Raw genomic sequence first — 15,492 nt, 5'->3', positions numbered from 1 at the left:
GATGCATCATGATGCATCCCCTGTGTAAGGGTTGGGTTTCTGCTCTACCCCCGGCCCGTGCATCCGGGGTGCCGGAACGGTGAGGGCGGGTTTCCCTTGCGGCCTCGGAGGTGGGACCAGTATTTCACTCCTACCCATTCGCAGCGGTCGCAGGAGAGGAGCCAGGGATTATCTGCTCCGGGGTATCCGCCGAGCGGGGTCCAGTGGAGTTCAGAGAGGCCCTGTACGGCCGTCAGAGCGGCGGCCCGGTTGTGCGGCTTGTCCATTCTCGGGTGAAGCAGTGGCGCGGGTCCGGTTCCTCTTTCTGCACTGCTGTGCTGAAAGGGACTCGGGGGTGGCGTGAGGCGTCCGGCGACGAGGGAGTATTCAGCAAGTGGTGTGAGTCGCCCGGCGTCAGCTTCCGCGCACAGGTATTCGGCGGCAGCGTCCTTTCCGATGGCCCCAGTGGATACCCGGATTTCGATCAGCATTCCGGCGGGGACGGCGTACCATGCGCGGTGCCATCGGAAGACATGCCCGACGAATTCCCCGTTCAGGAGGAGAACGGGATATCTGCATTCGGTGTCGGGTGCGCCGTAGGTGTAGCGCTTCGGGGTGGTGGTTTTCGTCATTTCTCTTTTCCTGGGTGAGGGTGGGGCGGGGGAAATACCCCCGCCCCTGTGGTGGTCTAGATGTGGATTACGGGGGCGTCGGCGTATTCCGTGCCCGGGATGGGGACGACGGGGTCACCGGTGACCAGGTCGTGTGCGTAGGCGTTGAATGTCTCTGCGCGGTTGAGGGGCATCGGGTCGCCGTCGGTGAAGCGCCATCCGCGTACGGTCTGGGGCTGTCCCATGGTGCGGAGTACGAGGCCGCTGGGGTGTGCGCCTGATACGGCGATGGCGAGGAGTTCGCAGAACGGGTACAGGTCGCTGCCGTCTGCTGCCATTCCTTCGTCGTCCTGTACGAAGGGGAACAGGGCGGTGGCTGTTCCGTTGAGGCCTGTTACGCCGAGCGTCAGGCCGTGGCTGCCGATTCCTGCTTTCTCGGTTACGCGGTCGAAAATATCGAGCGCTCGGTTCCGGTCGCGGTCACTCGGAACGTTGAGGAGAATCCCCATTTTGCTATCTTGCCTTTCTTTGTTTTTGGGTGGTTGGGGCGGCGGGGATTTCCCGCCGCCCTGAATGGGGTTTAGTTTCCGCGTCGGTCGCGCTGGCCGGGAATCCGGAGGGGGATAAACGTCAGATGGAATTCTGCGAGTGCTGCGATTTCGTCTTTGGTGAGTCCGAGGGTTTCGCCGTTCTTGTCGGACCCGCCAGTGATGACTGCGGTGCCGTGGTAGTGCTGGTGGGGCTCTCGGTGGAGTGCGTAGAGAATCGTGGCTGCGCGGTTTACCGGGGCTTCGGCGTTCGGTGATGCGTTGTTGAGCCACATGGTGAGGGTGGGCGATACGTCGATGCCGTCAATGGCGTGGGATTCGGTGGCGCGGTAGAGAATTTCGAGGTGTCCGCGTGCGCTGGTTGCGGGCCAGTCGATGATTTCGAATTCTCCGTTGGTTCGGAGAATGAGGGCATAGTTGTTCTGCTTTTGGGTGGTCATTGGGTCCCTTTCGTGGGGTGGGTGGGCTGCGTTGGTTGGTCGGCTGCCACTGCCGACCAACAAGAAAAGTGTATCGCGAAGAACCGGCATACAGGGTGGTTCTCGGGGTGTTTTCGCAGGTCAACCCATATGGGTGGTGCCCGGCGGCGGGCGGTTGGCGGGGTGCCGCGCCCCTGCCGCGTAGCGGCTGGGGTCCGTTCGGGAGCGCGGAGCGCTGCCGGGCGGTGAGGGGGCCGGTTCGAGCGCGCGGAGCGTGCGGCCGGGGCGCGGAGCGGTCCGGCGGGCCGGTTCCCTCGGGCGTGAGAGCGCGGAGCGCTCGGTCCGGGCGCGGAGCGGCCGGACACGCCCTGCGGGGTGAGGAGCGCAGCGGATCACCCCGCACGCGGCGGCGCGTCGACCGCCCGCCGCCGGGGATCGCCCATATGGGTGTGCGTCAGGTCGTCGGGCCCGGCCGCGCCTTGCTGCGCCCCGGTCGGCCGGGCCCGTCGTGCTTTGCTGCGCCCCGCTCAGCCAGGGTCCCGCCGTGCCCTTTGTGCGGTGCTGCGCCCCGGGGTTGGGCGGGTGGTGGTCAGGTGCCGGTGATGGCGCGTACGGCGGCGGCGATCTGCTCGGCCTCGTGCTTGAGGTCGTCGAGGTCGTTGGGGCTGGTGGCGTCGGGAAGGTAGGTCCCGGCGTTGTACTCGTGGACGCCGCGCGGGAGGTCCGGGGTGTCGGGCCATCCGTCGGCGGCGGCCTTGTCGTAGGTCAGGCAGAGGTCACCCTCGGTGTCGATGAGGATCGTGAAGTGGGCGGTGTAGGGGCCGTGGAGAGTGGCGCTGATGCCCCGGTGCAGGGCCTCTGCGGTCCAGTCCTTGCCGAGAGCGCGGGCGGTGGCGTAGGCGATGTCCGCGACGCTGTAGGGGTATTCGGTGCCCGGGGCGGGAGAGTACCGGCCGTGCTCGTCGTACAGGCTGGAGAACGTCGGGGCGGGGGTGGCCGGGGTGGTGTCGGTGGCGGTGTGCCCGATGCACCGGGGGTCGCCCGTGTGCCACTCGGTCCAGCGGGTGCCGGCGGCGTGGTGCCCGGCTGCGGCGAGCAGGTCGACCACGTCGGTCAGCTCGTGGCAGGTGAGGATGGCGGCCAGGTGGTCGGGGGTGTCGGCCAGGTGGTCGGCGAGGCTCCGGGCGGCGCGGGTCAAGGCGTCGTCGGGCGTGTGCGTGGTCATGGGGGCGGTCTCCTGTGGGTTACGTGCGGGGAGCGGCTGGACGGGCCCTGAGAGGCCCTGAGGGGGGCGGCGTGGCCGTGGACGGTCGGGGCCGCCCCCTGGGGGTGTTCCGTGGCCCGGTGGGGCGTCAGGAGGGGCGCACGGGCATCAGGAGGTGTCGGTAGTCCTCGCCGGTGGAGCGGGTACCGGTGGTGAGCAGGAGCGGCAGCATCTTGGTGCTGTCTTCCTTGGCGTTGCGGAGGTGGAGCGCGACCGTGTCGGCTCCGGCGAACGCGTCCAGGGCGTCCGCGAGGAAGCGGGGGTTGGCGTGGATTTCGCGCGCCGTGGGGGTGGCCCCGTGAACGGTGGTGAACGTGAGGGGCATGCCCTTGATGCGGGCCCGGTCGTCCGGCTCGCCGATGTGCGGGGCCAGGGTGAGGGTGCCGGTCTCGTCCCATCGGAGGGTGACCGGGCTGCCCCGCTCGCCCGACGCGGTGATCAGGGCGGTGCACTTCTTCAGGGCCTTCTGGGCGGTGGGCCGGTCCAGGGTGAGGGAGGTGTCGACCGTGGTGGAGAACATGGCGTCGAAGCGGGGCAGGTTCCCTTCGCGCGGCTGGATGGTGAGGGTGGTGTCGCCGACGGTGAGGGTGAGTTCGGGGGTGCCGAACGCGATGGCAACGGGGCCGGTGCAGGTCTTGAGGTAGGTGGAGACGCGGGTCAGGACGCTGGCGGGGATGAGCGCGGTCAAGGTGTGCTCGGGGGTGGTGGCCGGGCGGTCGGGGTTGGGGGTGGCGGGGACGTCGGCGACGGCGACGCGGTAGCGGTCGGTGGCCGCGAGGGTGAGCGTGCTGCCCTTCAGGGTCATCTGAACGGTCGTCAGGGTGGGGAGGGTGTCGTCAGTGCAGGCGGCCGGGATGACGCGCTGGAGCTGGCGGTAGAGGTCCTGTGCGTCGATGTGGGCGGCGATCGGCGCGGGGGTCGGCGCGGGGGTCGGCGCGGGGGCGAACTCGCCGACCGGGAACGCGGTGACCGGGACGGTCAGGTGGTCGGTGCTCAGGAGGTCTCCGGCCAGGGTGACCGTGGTGCGCGCGGCGGTCGCCTTGGTCTCTCCGGCCACCATCGCCTTCAGGGACTTGGTGAGCTGGGCGAGCGGGAGCAGCGAGGCCCCGGTGCGGGTGACGGTCGCGTCGGGCACGGTGATGGAGACGGCGGTTTCCCAGTCGTGGGTGCGCAGGGTCAGGCCGGTGTCGTCGGCCTCGATGAGGACGCCGTGGTGGGCCGGGGCCGTGGCGCGGACGGTGCCGAACGCGGCGGTCTTGAGGGCGTCGGCGAGCGGGCCGTAGGGCGCGGTGATGTGCGCGGTCGCGGCGGGGGTGGGCTGTTCGGACATGGGGGCTCCCTTGGGTGTGGGTGGGCTGCGTTTTGTGGTCGGCTGCCACTGCCGACCAACAAGAAAAGTGTATCTAATTCCACTGACATTCGGGGTGGTTTTCGTGGTGTTTTCGCAGGTCAACCCATACGGGTGGGGGTGGCGGCGGGGGTTGGCGGGGTGCCGCGCCCCTGCCGCGCAGCGGCACGGGATCCGTCCGGCAGCGCGGAGCGCTCGGGGTGGCGCGGAGCGCCGCCCCGCCCGGCCGGACGGTCCCGCCGTGGGGCGCGGAGCGCACCCGGCGGGGAGGGGGACGGGACGAGAGCGCGGAGCGCGCGGCCGGGGAGCGTCAGCGGACCGGCGGCCGGCCCCCTCGGGCGTGAGAACGCGGAGCGTACGGTCCGGGGCGCGGAGCGGCCCGGCACGCCCCGCAGGGGTGAGGAGCGCAGCGGATCACCCCTGCACGCGGCGGCCGGTCAACCCCCGCCGCCACCCCCACCCGTAGAAAACGGGCCGTCAGGCCGCCAGGCCCTCCCCCGCCGCGCTTCGCTGCGCCCCGCCCAGCCCCGGCACCGCAGCGCCCTCCGCGCCGGGCAGCGGAGTGCTCCAACTCCCCTACCCCGTATGCCATTTGGGGGGTTCTATGCTGGTGTACTCGATATCATCCATGTATGCGTTCATTTATTGCTGTGGAGATCGACGGGGTGCTGTCCCCGTACGGCGGGCCGCTGCCCGCCGGGCACGCCGTGCACGCCGCGGAGTCGGCCGCCTGGCGCGACTGGGCGGCGTGGGTCTACCCGCCCCCGCGCGGCCTCGCGCTCGCCCTCGACCCGGCGGTCGGGCGGGCCCTCGCGGACCTCCCCGCCGACCTGGTCCTGGTCTCCTCCTACGCCCCGGCCGAACTGGAGCCGCTGCTCCCCGCCCTGGGCTGGGACACGCTGCCGCCGATGGTGCCGCTGCGGGACACCGGCACCGTGCACTACCTCCGGGTGGACGACCCCGGCCGCTTCCCCGACGCGGAGAACGATCTCCACCGGCGGACCGAGGAGATCGCGTTCTGGGCGCAGACGCACGACAGGCCGGTGGCGTGGGTGCGGGCCGGGGACCACCACGAACGGGAGGTCCGCAGCGCGGCCCGGCGGATGTACTCCACGGTGGGCCCGCTGCTGCCGTACGCGGTCGACCCGGCCGCCGGGCTCACCGCCGGCGACCTCCAGGCGCTGGGTGCGTGGGTGCGGGAGATGGACGCGCTGCCGGAGCCGGCCCCGGTACTGCCCCGACGCTGCCGGGACTGCGGGGACCGCGGCACGATCGTGCTCAACGGCCGCCGCCGCGACCGCGTCCACGAGGAGTGCGGCTCCTGCTGCGAGTGCTACTGCCCGGCGCCCACCGACGACGCCTTCCAGCCGTGCGGGGACCTGATGAGCCAGCAGTGCTGGGGATGCCGCTGCTGCCTGGTGTGCGTCGGGTGCCACTGCGACGACGACTGATAGGCACCGCCGCCCCGGGGGCCGCTGAGGGAGCGAACCGCCGGCGAACGGACGGACGATCAAGGCGCGGTGTACGCCTCGCCCGGCTCGGTGCCCCCTGTCACGGGGCGTCGGCCGCCACGCCGAGCCGGGCGGCCGGCGCCGAATCCAACGGCGCGGACGGGCGGGGCCAAGGTGTGCTCAGTGCTGGCGGCTCCCGGCGTCGGCGTGAGCCCCGTCGCAGGGGGATGCCGACTACCGGGACCGAAGCCGCGGCGACCAGCGGGCCGGGAGCCGCCCGCGAACGGACCGCAGCATCCGCCGCCACATGGTGTGCCCCGGCGCCCGCCGCGCCTTCCCGTCCGCACCCCGCTGCCACAACGGGCCGCCAGGGGTATCGGCCCACGCCAGGTTCATGACGACGTCGTACCGGCCGCCCTCGTCGGGGCGCAGCAGCGGCGCCAGGCCGCTGCCCCGGTCCACGCTCCAGTCGACCTTCCACGTCTCCCCCGGAGCCAGCGTCGGCTTCCCGATGGTGGCGATCTCCTCGCCCGTCGCGCCGGGCAGGTGCAGCTGCACGTCGAAGACGCGCGCGGCGGACCAGTTCGACACGGCGCTCTCGCACAGGCTGGCGTGAGGACCGTCCGCGCAGTCCCGGTGAGGCTTCACTGACGGCGTCTGCAACGTGATCATCTGGCGGTCCTTGCGCCTGTTCAACCAGGTGCCAACGGCGGTAGCGGCCGGCCGGGCAACCACCCTTGCGGCCAGCGGAGCAATCTCACTCATACCCCAATATTACACGCTGCGAACAGGAGCGATTACACAAGGTGACGCCCCGGGGTCGCCATCGCCCCGCCCTGTCGATCACTTGGGTTCCAGACAGAGCACGAAGGCCGGGGTGTCACCGTCGGCGCCCCAGCCCCAGGACTTTCCTGTGGTACTGCCCACATCGCCGCATACCCGGTCGTACGCCTGTTGCGTGTTTCCCGGCAGCCGGTTGACTACACGGTAGGCGAAAGCATCGGGCTCCGCATCAAAGTCGTACCCCATGGTGTCCAACCATGTCCAGCCGCATTTCCCGGAGGTCCATCCTCCATCTTCGTACTTCACGACACAGGCACCGACTTTCGCCTCACCGATATCGCGCCCAGTTTGAGAGAGTGCCACAATAACAAAAATCAAAACGAGGCAGCCCAATACAATTGGTCCAGCACAGCCAGAATTTCCACTGTCTTCGTTTTCCAAGGGGGCGGCGTTGGGGTCGGTGCTGCTCCGGGCCTTCGCTCGCCGGGCTGCGGGATTTTGGCCCGGCGCCGAGGGCACGGGCTGGGCCGCCTTGAGCATGCCCAGTGCCTGCTGGGCAGTAGGCCGTGCTTCCGGGTCCTTGCTGAGGAGCAGCCGCAAGAGCGGGTGGAGCGGCCCGCTGCCGGTCAGTTCGGGTCGGGGGTCCTCATGGAGCAGCGCGTTGAGCGTTGCGGCTGTGGAGCCGCGTGAGAATGGTGAGGAACCGCTTCGGGCCTGATGGAGTGTTGCGCCGAGGGAGAAAAGGTCACTTTCCGGCGTTGCCTTCTTCCCCTCGATTCTTTCGGGTGCCAGGTATTCCAGAGTGCCGATCACAGCTCCGGCGGAGGTGAGCGTCGTGGACGTTTTGTCGATGGAAATTCCGAAGTCCGTGAGCACCACACCGCCTTCTTTGGTCAGCATGATGTTGGCGGGTTTTATGTCGCGGTGCACGATCCCGGCACTGTGAGCTGCTTTCAGTGCCGCGAGCAGACCTTTTGCCACCCAGACGGCCCTCTTGTGCGAGAGAGGTCCGTTCTGGCGTAATTCGGATTCCAGGGTTGTGCCGGTAACGAATTCCATGACTATCCATGGCATCCCGTTGTCGTCGACGACGTCGAGGACGGAGACGATGTTCGGGTGGTGACGAAGCCGCACTGCGTTGCGGGCCTCGCGGGCGGCGCTGGCAAGACGGTACTCACGCTCGCCCGGTTCCAAGAGCGGGTCCAAGCGGAGTTCCTTCAGGGCGACGGTCACGTCGAGCCTGGTGTCCGTGGCCCTCCACACGGTTCCGAAGCCGCCCTGGCCCACCGGCTCGTCCAAGCGATACCGATCACCGATCAGATGCCCGTTACCTGACTGTGACGCCATAGCGCCAACCCCCGTTCCCTCCGTACTGAGAAGGGGATCATCCCAAGCAGAGGGCGAGGAGCGCAGCAGATCAGCCCTACCCGCGACGGCCGGACATCCCCGCCCACACCCGGCGCCCGTCGTCCGCCGTGTCCGTTCCCGCACGACACCGCGCCCAGCTCGTCGAACGGTGGGTCAGGCCGCGGTGGGCTTCTTCGCGGGAAGGTCCTCCCGGCACTTCGCGCACAGGGGGTTCCCGCCGTGCCCGTACCGGTGGGTCGGCTGCCGGCAGGAGGCGCAGGGGCCCGTCTGGGTGCTCATCACCCCAGCGTACGACCGGTGCAGGTCAGCGTGCCCGTACGACGGTCAGCGTGCCGTGGCGGCCCGTCCCGGCCAGTACCTCGACCACCAGGCCGGTGGCGAGCGCGGTGTAGGCCTCGCCCGTCCCGGTGCGCTGCTCCCCCGTCGCGGCGGCACCGTCCAGGAGCGCCCCGAGCCGGGCGGCCAGGACCGGATCCAGCGGCGCGGACAGGCGGGGCCGGCCTTCTCCGTGCGGGAGGAGGGCGAGGCGGCGCGGGCGGCGGCGGGGCCCGACGGTGCCGACCACGTTCGCGTCGGTGGTGTCCGCGTGCCGGATCTTGCGCCACACCGACCGGCCGCCGAACGGATAGGCGCTGCCGGACGGCTTCGCCACGATCCCTTCCACTCCCTGGGGCTGGAGCGTCTCGTACCACTCAAGGGCGGTGTCCCGGTCGGAGGTGGCCAGGACCGGCTGGAGCGGCGGGCCGATGCTGGCCAGGACATCGACCAGGCCCGTACGGCGCTCGGCGTACGGGCGTGCGGCCAGGGCGTCGCCGCCGTGGCCGGGGTGGGCCAGGACATCGAACGCCACGTACGAGGCGGAGAGACGGGCGGCCAGGGACCGGGCCCGGTCCAGCAAGGACGCGGCGCGGGCCTGGACCACCCCGAAGAGGAAGCTTAATCGGTCCCCTTCGGCGTTGTCAGGCGAGAGAATGTCGCGCAAACGAGGGGGACGGTGTGACAGACCGCGACATGCTGGGCTGGGTGCTATCCGTATCAATTGGGGCGCTTTGTTCCTTCATGTGGATTTCAGGTGAAAGATTTCTCTCTGTCGTTGTAGCAGTTGCTTTGGGTGCATTTCTAGTTGACTGGTGGGGTAAGCCCGATCATGGAGAAAAGCGCCCAGTTTTCACCATCCTCGCCGAGTTTGCTGGGATTATCGGCGGCGTGATCGCTTTCGCCGAGTTCATAACACGCTGACTTCGCCTCCGGGACCATCCCCGGAGGAGGCTGAGATGGGTTCAGAGCTCACGCCCTGTTCCGTACCGGCAGGGGGCGCAATCGGTCGTCTACGCCCACTCTGGCCGGTCCGATGATCCGAGCGCACATACAAGGCAGGTGGGAGCGCAAGTCCAATCAGGTTCTCTTGCGTTTACGCCTCGCCCTTCCGTACTCCCTCCGGACCGCATGAGACACAGCGACGTGTTTGGTGAGCCGGGCCAGAGCGTCGTAGACGGTGGAGACGGAGGTCGAGCAGACGCAAGAACCATCTGACTTGGTCTGCGACGTACTTTGAAGATCACGGTATGTCTGGCCACTCCGAGCAGGGGATCGGGCTGCAGAGGCTCAAGTCCCGGAACCATCTGACTTGGTTGGTGACCTACCTTGAAGATTGTGGTGTGTCCGTGTCCTTCTGCTCCGCCTGGGCTGGAATGATCAGCGCATGAACGTGGAGTTGCCCGGGGTCCAGTGGGATGAGCTGTGGTTGCCGCTGCGACCGTATGCAACGAACCAGCTGCGCGAGGGGATCCGGCGCGAGAGGCGGCCGGTGGCGATGACGCGCCGCTATGTGGAGGCGAACCCCTCGGCGTTGAGCAACCTCCTCGTCGTGGACGTGGACCACTCGGACGCGGTATTGCGGGCGGTATCGTCGGTCGGCTCGCATCCGTTGCCCAACGCGGTCGTGGAGAACCCGGTGAACGGGCACGCCCATGCGGTGTGGGCCCTGGAAGAGGCAGTGACGCGGACCGAGTACGCCCGGCGCAAGCCCCTGGCCTACGCCGCTGCCGTCACCGAGGGACTGCGCCGCGCGCTGGACGGGGACGCGGCGTACTCGGGGCTGATGACGAAGAACCCGCTGCACACGGACTGGAGCACCGAGTGGCTCCATGGCGGGCTTCATACGCTGGGCGGCCTGGAGGAGGCGCTGGGCGCCCGTATGCCGCCGGGACGCTGGAGGGAGACCAAGCGGTTCCGTACGAACATCACGGGGCTGGGGCGTAACTGTTCGATCTTCGAGACGGCCCGGACCTGGGCGTACCGCGAGGTCCGCCACCACTTCGGCAGCCCCGACACCCTGCACACCGCCATTCACGCGGAAGTGCATACCCGGAACGCCGAGTTCACGGAGCCGTTGCCGGGTGTGGAGGCGCGGGCGATTGCCAACAGCATCCACCGGTGGATCACGACGAGGTCGAGGATGTGGAAGGACGGAGCGGCCGTTTACGAGGCCACCTTCGTCTCGATCCAGTCCGCCCGGGGAAGGAAGAGCGGCAGAGCGCGTGCTGCGCGCCGGGATGAGCGCACCGCGGCGATGCTTGAGTACATGAGGGGGACGTCTTGACGCAGGGGCCGAGGCGGGAGCGTCGCACTGTGACGGCCCGTGAACTCGCGGATCGCTTCGGGGTGTCGCCCAGGACAGTGCTGCGCATGATCGCGGAGGAACGGGCGATATACGAGGGCCGGTCCCAGCAGCGCCGCGATGAGATCGTTGAGTTGCACCGCAGGGGCCTCAAGGGCTACGAGATCGCGCGCGAGCTGTCCGTCTCCGCTGGTCTGGTGTCCATTCGGCTGAAGGAAGCCCGCGAGGCAGGTCTCGATCTCACTCGATACAGCGCAGACCGGGGTTAAGGAGCAGTTTTCTGCCCTTCACCCCCGGTCCATAGCGCTTTATGACATCAAACCGGCAGGTCAGCCGTCCGAAACAGTGCCCCTTCAGTGGCGGTCGGTTGCCCGTTGTGCCGGTGCGCAGCCGGTTTTGCCGTTGAGGCGCCGACGAGCTTCGAGCGAGCGGCTTGTCGGCGATGGCGCCGTCGTGTCCTCACCGGTCTTACAGCGTTCCGGGGCCCGGTACCTACGCCAGGAAACGGGTACCGCAGGGCCGGTTTCCGCAGGGTTGGGCCGGGCGGTGTGTGGCGGCGGGGGGCGTGCGGTGCAGGGCGCGCAGGCGTAGCCGCCGCGCGAGGCGGGTGGTCATCGGCCGGCGTCTTCCGGGGCGTCGACGAGTTCCATGACGACGGGGTCGCGGTGCTGGGTGGCTGCTGTGGTGCGGGTGATGTGGCGACCAGGCGCAGGCCCATGTCGGCGAGGTCGTCGGGGGCGTGGAGGGAGCACAGCAGGGCGGCGGCGGCCGGGAGGGTGAGCGGGGTGGTGGGGCTGTAGCCGACGATGGCGGCGGTGTCGGGGTCCTGGCGGGCGGCGGTGCGGGCGTGGGCGAGAACGGTCCGGGGGTCGGTGACGATCAGTTCGTCGATCTGGATGCGCTGGGCGTGGACGCGGAGGTCGAACGGGCGGCGTACGGCTGCCCTGCTTGCCGGGTCGGGGAGGGCGGGCAGCAGGCTCGGGTGCGGCAGACGGGACATCGTGGGGCTCCTCGGGGTGCGTACCGTGAACGGACAAGGCTGGACGGACGGGCGGATGGGCGGGGTTGGGTATGGACGCGGTGACCGGCGACGTGGTGATCGGCCGCCCGGTGGTGGTCCGGGCGGACCACCGGGTGAGCACGGACGACCTGGTGGAAGACCTACAGGAGCGCCTTGACCACCCGAAGTTGCCGGTCTGGGTGCGGATGCTGCGGAGTACGGGGGTGGAGTGGCGGCCGTGGTCGGCTCCGCTGGAGGAGACCGCAGAGCGGGCGGGGGTGGGGGTACGGTCACGGGCCGCGTACGCGGCGGCGCGCGACCGGGCGGTGACGGCGGCACAGGACGCGCTGGTACAGGCGGATCTCAGCCCGTGGGAGGTGGATGTGCTGATCACCACGCACACCACGTCCTGGACGATTCCCGGGCTGGACGTCGACTTGGTGGGTCGGCTCGGGCTGAGGCCGGACGTGGAGCGGATCGGGCTCGCGACCGCGGCGTGCGTCGGCGGCGCGCACTCCCTGGTCCACGCGGTCCGGTCCCTGCGGGGTCGCCCCGGGAAGCGTGCCCTGGTCGTCGCGGCCGAGGATCTCTCCACCCTCTACCACCCGGAATCCGATCCGCCGACTGTGCGGTCGGCCTTGCGGGACCTGGTCGCCGGGAGCAAGAAGCTGTTCGCCCCCGGCCCCCGGGAATCCGATCCGCCGTCTCTGCGGTCGGCCTTGCGGGACCTGGCCGTCGCGATCCTCACCTTCAACCGGCGGGAACCCGGGCCCACCATGCAGTCGGTCCTCTACGGCGGGCTTTTCGGCGACGCGGCCGGGGCGGTGGTGGTCTCCGCCGTCGACCAGGCAGGCGCGGGCGACGTGGTCGCCGAGGACGTGTGGGAGCTGGTGCTGCCAGACAGCCAGGACGCGTACTGGGGTGACGTGCATGAGCGGGGGGTCCTCTTCAACTCGGACCAGGAGGCCACTCGGGCTCCGGGGCGGGTACTGCCGTACCTGACCGGGTGGCTGGCCGGGAGGCCGGTTACGTGGGCGGTGGTCCATCCGGGCGGGCCCGGGATCATCTCCGGGACCTTGGCCGGGCTCGGCCTCGACCCGGAGACCGCCGGACGGCATGCCCGGGACTCACTGACGGGCGGGAATCTCGGCGGTGTCGGGGTGCTGGACGTGCTGGCCCGGATCCTGGACGACAACGGTGCAGACGGTGTCACCGAGGGCGCCCTGGTCGCTTTCGGCCCGGGGTTCACCGCGGCCGCGCTCTACCTCAGCCGTGTGCCCGGAGTCTGATCACACCCCGGATCGGGTGATCAGGAGTCCGGCGGGTCCAGGCGCAGGCGGGTGAGGACGGCGGGGCGGGCGAGGCCGGGCGTGACCAGGGCCCACATGGCGCTGACCTGCCGGTGCAGGGTGTCGCGCTCTTCCATGGCGAGGGCGAGCATCTGCACGCCGCTGTAGCAGCCGACCAGGGTTCGGGCGGCCTCGGCGGGGTCGACGTGGTCCTGGAGCTCACCGGCAGCACCGGCGGATTCGAGGACGGTGATCACGGCCGTGAGCGACCCGGCGTAGCTTTCGGCGGTCTGGTACGGGCCCGGCTCGATCGACAGCCGTACGGCGGCCCGCAGGACCGGGTCCTGGAGGATGCTCGCGGTGTAGTGGTGGCTGATGTCGATCAGGGCCTGGAGCCACACGGCCGGGGCCGGCCCCGCCGCCGCCTGTTCGGAGACCCGCTCGAAGAACTGGTGCTGGCGGGCGAGGACCGCGTCGCCGACCTCCTGCTTCGAGGCGAAGTGGTGGTAGAAGCCGCCGCGGGAGACGCCGGCGACGTCCTGGATCTCCGGGATGCTCGCCGCCGCGTAGCCCTTGCGGTCGATCACAGCCCCGGCGGCCTCGACGATGCGCTGAGCGGTCTGCTCGCGGCGCTCGGCCCGCTCTCCGCGCTCCTGCATCGTGACGCCTCCCTCGGTCGCCTCCGACGCTACCCGGGGGCCCGGCAGCACGCCCCCGAGGGGCCCACCCACGTCAGGCAGCATCGGCGCACTCCACCCGGACCGGCGGTATGGCGAGGCACTGCTGTACGGGAGCGCACCGGAACCGGGCCCACACGCACTTCCCGCCGCACGCGCGCGGCGCCCATCCGTGATCGTCGGCGAGGGAGTGCAGCAGGAGCAGACCGCGGCCGCCGTCCTCGTCCCCGGGGACCATGGCGGGGCTCGGGGGAAGCGGGCGGTCGCTGGCGTCGGTCACGGCCAGGACGACGTGCTCGTGCGGCGGATCGACGACGATTTCCACCTCGATGTCGTCCGTCGCGTCGATCGCCTCGTCGGCGGCGACGGCGTTCGTCACCAGCTCGGAGACGACGAGCACGACACCGTCACGGACGTCGGCGCGGACGTCGGGGGTCAGCAGCTCAGCCGCCCACCGCCGTGCGGCGCGTACGGACGCGGGATGCGGCGGCAACAGCAGACACGTCATGACGCAGAATCCTCCCTCTCGACCGGCGACCGACAAGTCTGTCGGCCAGATCCAGACTCCGCCCGCGGCACAGCGGGCGGAAGGGCCAACCCTGGCCCCGGGCCAACCCTGGCCCGGTCGCGAATGCCGGAAATAGGTAACGTGTCCACACGATGACGTGAGGAGGTGCGCATGCCCGAGGCAGCCCCGGACGTGCCCGCCCTCCTCAAACGATGGCGGGCCCGCCGCACCCTCGCCACCCTGCCCGACGCCGACCCCGCCGCCGGCGACGGACCGGTCACACAGACCGTGATGGCCGAACAGCTCGGCATCAGCGAACACCACTACCGGCGCCTCGAATCCGGCCGCCGCCCGATGAGCAGCGACGTCATCGCCGCAATCGCCCGGATCCTCACCCTGCACCCGGACGAACAGACGGCCCTGTACCGCTGGGCCGGCCGCCCCGTGCCCCCGTTGCTCTCCCCCATCGCCCCGGACGTTCCCGAGGACCTGCGCGACCACATCGACCGATGGCCCTTCCCCGCCCTGCTCGAAGCCCCGGATTTCTCGGTCCTCGCCTACAACCGGCACGCCGCCCGCGCGTGCCCATGGGCGGCCCGGCCCGGCGCGAACGTCATGGTCGACCTTCTGTTGCCGGGGCCGGGCCGCGACCAGTGCGCCCAGTGGGAAGAGCACTGGGCGCCGCCCCTGCTCGCCCAGCTCCGCCAGGCAGTACTCGGCAGCACCGCACTACGGGCCATCGTCGACCGCGTCTGCGAAGACCCCCAGGTGAGGGACCTCTGGACTCAGCAGTCGGACCTGCGCCGCCACGCCTACGGCACCGTACGGCCCATGCACCTCGACGGATGGCGGCCCCGGCCCGCGTGGGTCCGGATCATGGGCTGGCAGCCCATGCACCACCCCAGCCTCCGCGTCATCACAGGAGAGCCCGCCACCAACACCCGCCAACCCGACCGCCGCACCACCGGATAGCCCCCGGCCGTTCAGCGCTTCGGCGGGTTCCGGCGCCCGTCCCCGGTGTGCGGGCACGGTTTCGGATTGGCGCCGCGCATCCACCGGCGACGGCAGCCCGCCTTCTTGCACTCCACCCACCACGACACACCCACACCCGGGAACGGCTCCACCGGCCGCAGCCCGGCCTTGGCCAGGGCGCTCCGGCGCTCCTTCTCCTCCCGGGACACCGCGGCCCGTTCAGCCGCCTGCCCCGGGTGATGACACGGGCGGACCTGAGCGGGAGTGGTCGGCCGGCTGACCTCGTGCCCGCACTCCGGGCACTTCAGGTCCATCCGGGCCTGCATCGTCCCGGGGAACGGCCCGTTCGGCTCCCAGCCCACCGCGCGCACCCGCTCGAACGCCGTCTCCTCCAGCTGGCGGATCCGCGCGCTGCGGTTCGTCTCGTCGCCGTGGTCGCACGGGGTCAGGGCCAGCATCGACAGCCGGGCCTCCCGCCCGCACGTCACGCACTTCATCAGCCACGGGGTGTGCCGGTAGAACGGCGGAGGCTCCTGCGGCTCCCAGCCCCGGGCCCGCGCCGTCTCCACCGCCGCTTGGGCGATCGACGGGGCGTAGTTGGTGGGAGGCAGCTCGCTTTTGGGCACGGCGGCCTTGTCGGTGCTGTCGTCCATGT

The 15,492-nt window shown here is 70.2% G+C and carries 17 protein-coding genes; 6 read left to right on the top strand and 11 right to left on the bottom strand.

The annotated features are described in order from the left end of the window. Nucleotides 1–667: 667 nt before the first annotated feature. The 4 genes from ACSMXR_RS36810 to ACSMXR_RS36795 form a co-directional block, all read right to left on the bottom strand. Nucleotides 668–1,099 (bottom strand): hypothetical protein, encoded by a 432-nt coding sequence (locus ACSMXR_RS36810; protein ID WP_473172643.1) that lies wholly within the window; start codon nt 1,097–1,099, stop codon nt 668–670. Nucleotides 1,100–1,170: 71 nt separating this feature from the next. Further along, the gene (locus tag ACSMXR_RS36805) at nt 1,171–1,578 is read right to left on the bottom strand and encodes a DUF3846 domain-containing protein (protein WP_473172642.1); all 408 of its coding nucleotides are present in this window, start codon (nt 1,576–1,578) and stop codon (nt 1,171–1,173) included. A 568-nt stretch (nt 1,579–2,146) separates the two neighbouring features. Continuing rightward, nucleotides 2,147–2,782 carry a hypothetical protein gene (locus ACSMXR_RS36800; RefSeq protein WP_473172641.1) on the bottom strand — a complete coding sequence of 212 codons (636 nt, stop codon included), beginning with the start codon at nt 2,780–2,782 and terminating at the stop codon, nt 2,147–2,149. A 127-nt stretch (nt 2,783–2,909) separates the two neighbouring features. Then, the gene (locus tag ACSMXR_RS36795; protein ID WP_473172640.1) at nt 2,910–4,151 is read right to left on the bottom strand and encodes a DNA polymerase III subunit beta family protein; all 1,242 of its coding nucleotides are present in this window, start codon (nt 4,149–4,151) and stop codon (nt 2,910–2,912) included. 650 nt (nt 4,152–4,801) lie between these two features. On the opposite strand from ACSMXR_RS36795, the gene ACSMXR_RS36790 reads away from it, so the two are divergent. Beyond that, nucleotides 4,802–5,620, top strand: coding sequence for a hypothetical protein (locus tag ACSMXR_RS36790; RefSeq protein ID WP_473172639.1), 819 nt, complete (start codon nt 4,802–4,804; stop codon nt 5,618–5,620). Between the two features lie 234 nt (nt 5,621–5,854). Here the strand turns inward: ACSMXR_RS36790 and ACSMXR_RS36785 are convergent, their stop codons facing one another. The 4 genes from ACSMXR_RS36785 to ACSMXR_RS36770 all read right to left on the bottom strand — a co-directional run bounded on the left by ACSMXR_RS36785 (nt 5,855) and on the right by ACSMXR_RS36770 (nt 8,693). Beyond that, nucleotides 5,855–6,292, bottom strand: a complete 438-nt coding sequence (locus tag ACSMXR_RS36785; protein WP_473172638.1) for a hypothetical protein — start codon at nt 6,290–6,292, stop codon at nt 5,855–5,857. A gap of 171 nt (nt 6,293–6,463) precedes the next feature. Next, nucleotides 6,464–7,750 (bottom strand): serine/threonine-protein kinase, encoded by a 1,287-nt coding sequence (locus ACSMXR_RS36780; RefSeq protein WP_473172637.1) that lies wholly within the window; start codon nt 7,748–7,750, stop codon nt 6,464–6,466. A gap of 174 nt (nt 7,751–7,924) precedes the next feature. Beyond that, nucleotides 7,925–8,050, bottom strand: coding sequence for a hypothetical protein (locus tag ACSMXR_RS36775; protein ID WP_473172636.1), 126 nt, complete (start codon nt 8,048–8,050; stop codon nt 7,925–7,927). A gap of 25 nt (nt 8,051–8,075) precedes the next feature. Beyond that, nucleotides 8,076–8,693, bottom strand: a complete 618-nt coding sequence (locus ACSMXR_RS36770) for an ATP-dependent DNA ligase (RefSeq protein WP_473172635.1) — start codon at nt 8,691–8,693, stop codon at nt 8,076–8,078. A gap of 74 nt (nt 8,694–8,767) precedes the next feature. Between ACSMXR_RS36770 and ACSMXR_RS36765 the strand changes: the two genes are divergently transcribed. The 4 genes from ACSMXR_RS36765 (at nt 8,768) to ACSMXR_RS36750 (ending at nt 12,680) form a co-directional block, all read left to right on the top strand. Beyond that, complete coding sequence (locus ACSMXR_RS36765; RefSeq protein ID WP_473172634.1) at nt 8,768–9,010, top strand: hypothetical protein; 243 nt, start codon at nt 8,768–8,770, stop codon at nt 9,008–9,010. Nucleotides 9,011–9,473: 463 nt separating this feature from the next. Continuing rightward, entirely contained in the window at nt 9,474–10,373 is a 900-nt protein-coding gene (locus ACSMXR_RS36760; RefSeq protein WP_473172633.1) for a replication initiation protein, read from the top strand. A gap of 86 nt (nt 10,374–10,459) precedes the next feature. Continuing rightward, nucleotides 10,460–10,660 carry a hypothetical protein gene (locus tag ACSMXR_RS36755; RefSeq protein WP_473172632.1) on the top strand — a complete coding sequence of 67 codons (201 nt, stop codon included), beginning with the start codon at nt 10,460–10,462 and terminating at the stop codon, nt 10,658–10,660. 802 nt (nt 10,661–11,462) lie between these two features. Beyond that, on the top strand, nt 11,463–12,680 hold the full coding sequence (locus ACSMXR_RS36750; RefSeq protein WP_473172631.1) for a PhlD: 1,218 nt from the start codon (nt 11,463–11,465) through the stop codon (nt 12,678–12,680). Between the two features lie 20 nt (nt 12,681–12,700). Here ACSMXR_RS36750 and ACSMXR_RS36745 read toward each other — a convergent pair whose 3' ends face one another. Both ACSMXR_RS36745 and ACSMXR_RS36740 read right to left on the bottom strand, forming a co-directional pair. After that, nucleotides 12,701–13,339: a ScbR family autoregulator-binding transcription factor gene (locus ACSMXR_RS36745; RefSeq protein WP_473172630.1), complete on the bottom strand. Its 639-nt coding sequence runs from the start codon at nt 13,337–13,339 to the stop codon at nt 12,701–12,703. Between the two features lie 73 nt (nt 13,340–13,412). Next, entirely contained in the window at nt 13,413–13,865 is a 453-nt protein-coding gene (locus ACSMXR_RS36740) for an ATP-binding protein (protein ID WP_473172629.1), read from the bottom strand. Nucleotides 13,866–14,036: 171 nt separating this feature from the next. On the opposite strand from ACSMXR_RS36740, the gene ACSMXR_RS36735 reads away from it, so the two are divergent. Beyond that, nucleotides 14,037–14,837: a helix-turn-helix domain-containing protein gene (locus ACSMXR_RS36735; protein WP_473172628.1), complete on the top strand. Its 801-nt coding sequence runs from the start codon at nt 14,037–14,039 to the stop codon at nt 14,835–14,837. Between the two features lie 11 nt (nt 14,838–14,848). Here the strand turns inward: ACSMXR_RS36735 and ACSMXR_RS36730 are convergent, their stop codons facing one another. After that, a complete protein-coding gene (locus ACSMXR_RS36730) occupies nt 14,849–15,490 on the bottom strand; it encodes a hypothetical protein (RefSeq protein WP_473172627.1) in 642 nt (213 codons plus the stop codon). Nucleotides 15,491–15,492: the final 2 nt, after the last annotated feature.

It is taken from the genome of Streptomyces sp. DSM 106670 (assembly GCF_055792845.1).
Note: the sequence above shows the minus strand (reverse complement) of the source record. Positions and strands in the feature narration are given on the sequence as shown.

Bases quoted from the DNA above. Each gene is read 5' to 3' on its own strand.
- ACSMXR_RS36805 (WP_473172642.1), bottom strand. From the start codon at position 1,578: ATGACCACCCAAAAGCAGAACAACTATGCCCTCATTCTCCGAACCAAC.
- ACSMXR_RS36800 (WP_473172641.1), bottom strand. From the start codon at position 2,782: ATGACCACGCACACGCCCGACGACGCCTTGACCCGCGCCGCCCGGAGC.
- ACSMXR_RS36790 (WP_473172639.1), top strand. From the start codon at position 4,802: ATGCGTTCATTTATTGCTGTGGAGATCGACGGGGTGCTGTCCCCGTAC.
- ACSMXR_RS36735 (WP_473172628.1), top strand. From the start codon at position 14,037: ATGCCCGAGGCAGCCCCGGACGTGCCCGCCCTCCTCAAACGATGGCGG.
- ACSMXR_RS36755 (WP_473172632.1), top strand. From the start codon at position 10,460: ATGATCGCGGAGGAACGGGCGATATACGAGGGCCGGTCCCAGCAGCGC.
- ACSMXR_RS36745 (WP_473172630.1), bottom strand. From the start codon at position 13,339: ATGCAGGAGCGCGGAGAGCGGGCCGAGCGCCGCGAGCAGACCGCTCAG.
- ACSMXR_RS36760 (WP_473172633.1), top strand. From the start codon at position 9,474: ATGAACGTGGAGTTGCCCGGGGTCCAGTGGGATGAGCTGTGGTTGCCG.
- ACSMXR_RS36750 (WP_473172631.1), top strand. From the start codon at position 11,463: ATGGACGCGGTGACCGGCGACGTGGTGATCGGCCGCCCGGTGGTGGTC.
- ACSMXR_RS36775 (WP_473172636.1), bottom strand. From the start codon at position 8,050: ATGAGCACCCAGACGGGCCCCTGCGCCTCCTGCCGGCAGCCGACCCAC.
- ACSMXR_RS36780 (WP_473172637.1), bottom strand. From the start codon at position 7,750: ATGGCGTCACAGTCAGGTAACGGGCATCTGATCGGTGATCGGTATCGC.
- ACSMXR_RS36785 (WP_473172638.1), bottom strand. From the start codon at position 6,292: ATGATCACGTTGCAGACGCCGTCAGTGAAGCCTCACCGGGACTGCGCG.
- ACSMXR_RS36810 (WP_473172643.1), bottom strand. From the start codon at position 1,099: ATGGGGATTCTCCTCAACGTTCCGAGTGACCGCGACCGGAACCGAGCG.
- ACSMXR_RS36795 (WP_473172640.1), bottom strand. From the start codon at position 4,151: ATGTCCGAACAGCCCACCCCCGCCGCGACCGCGCACATCACCGCGCCC.
- ACSMXR_RS36740 (WP_473172629.1), bottom strand. From the start codon at position 13,865: ATGACGTGTCTGCTGTTGCCGCCGCATCCCGCGTCCGTACGCGCCGCA.
- ACSMXR_RS36730 (WP_473172627.1), bottom strand. From the start codon at position 15,490: ATGGACGACAGCACCGACAAGGCCGCCGTGCCCAAAAGCGAGCTGCCT.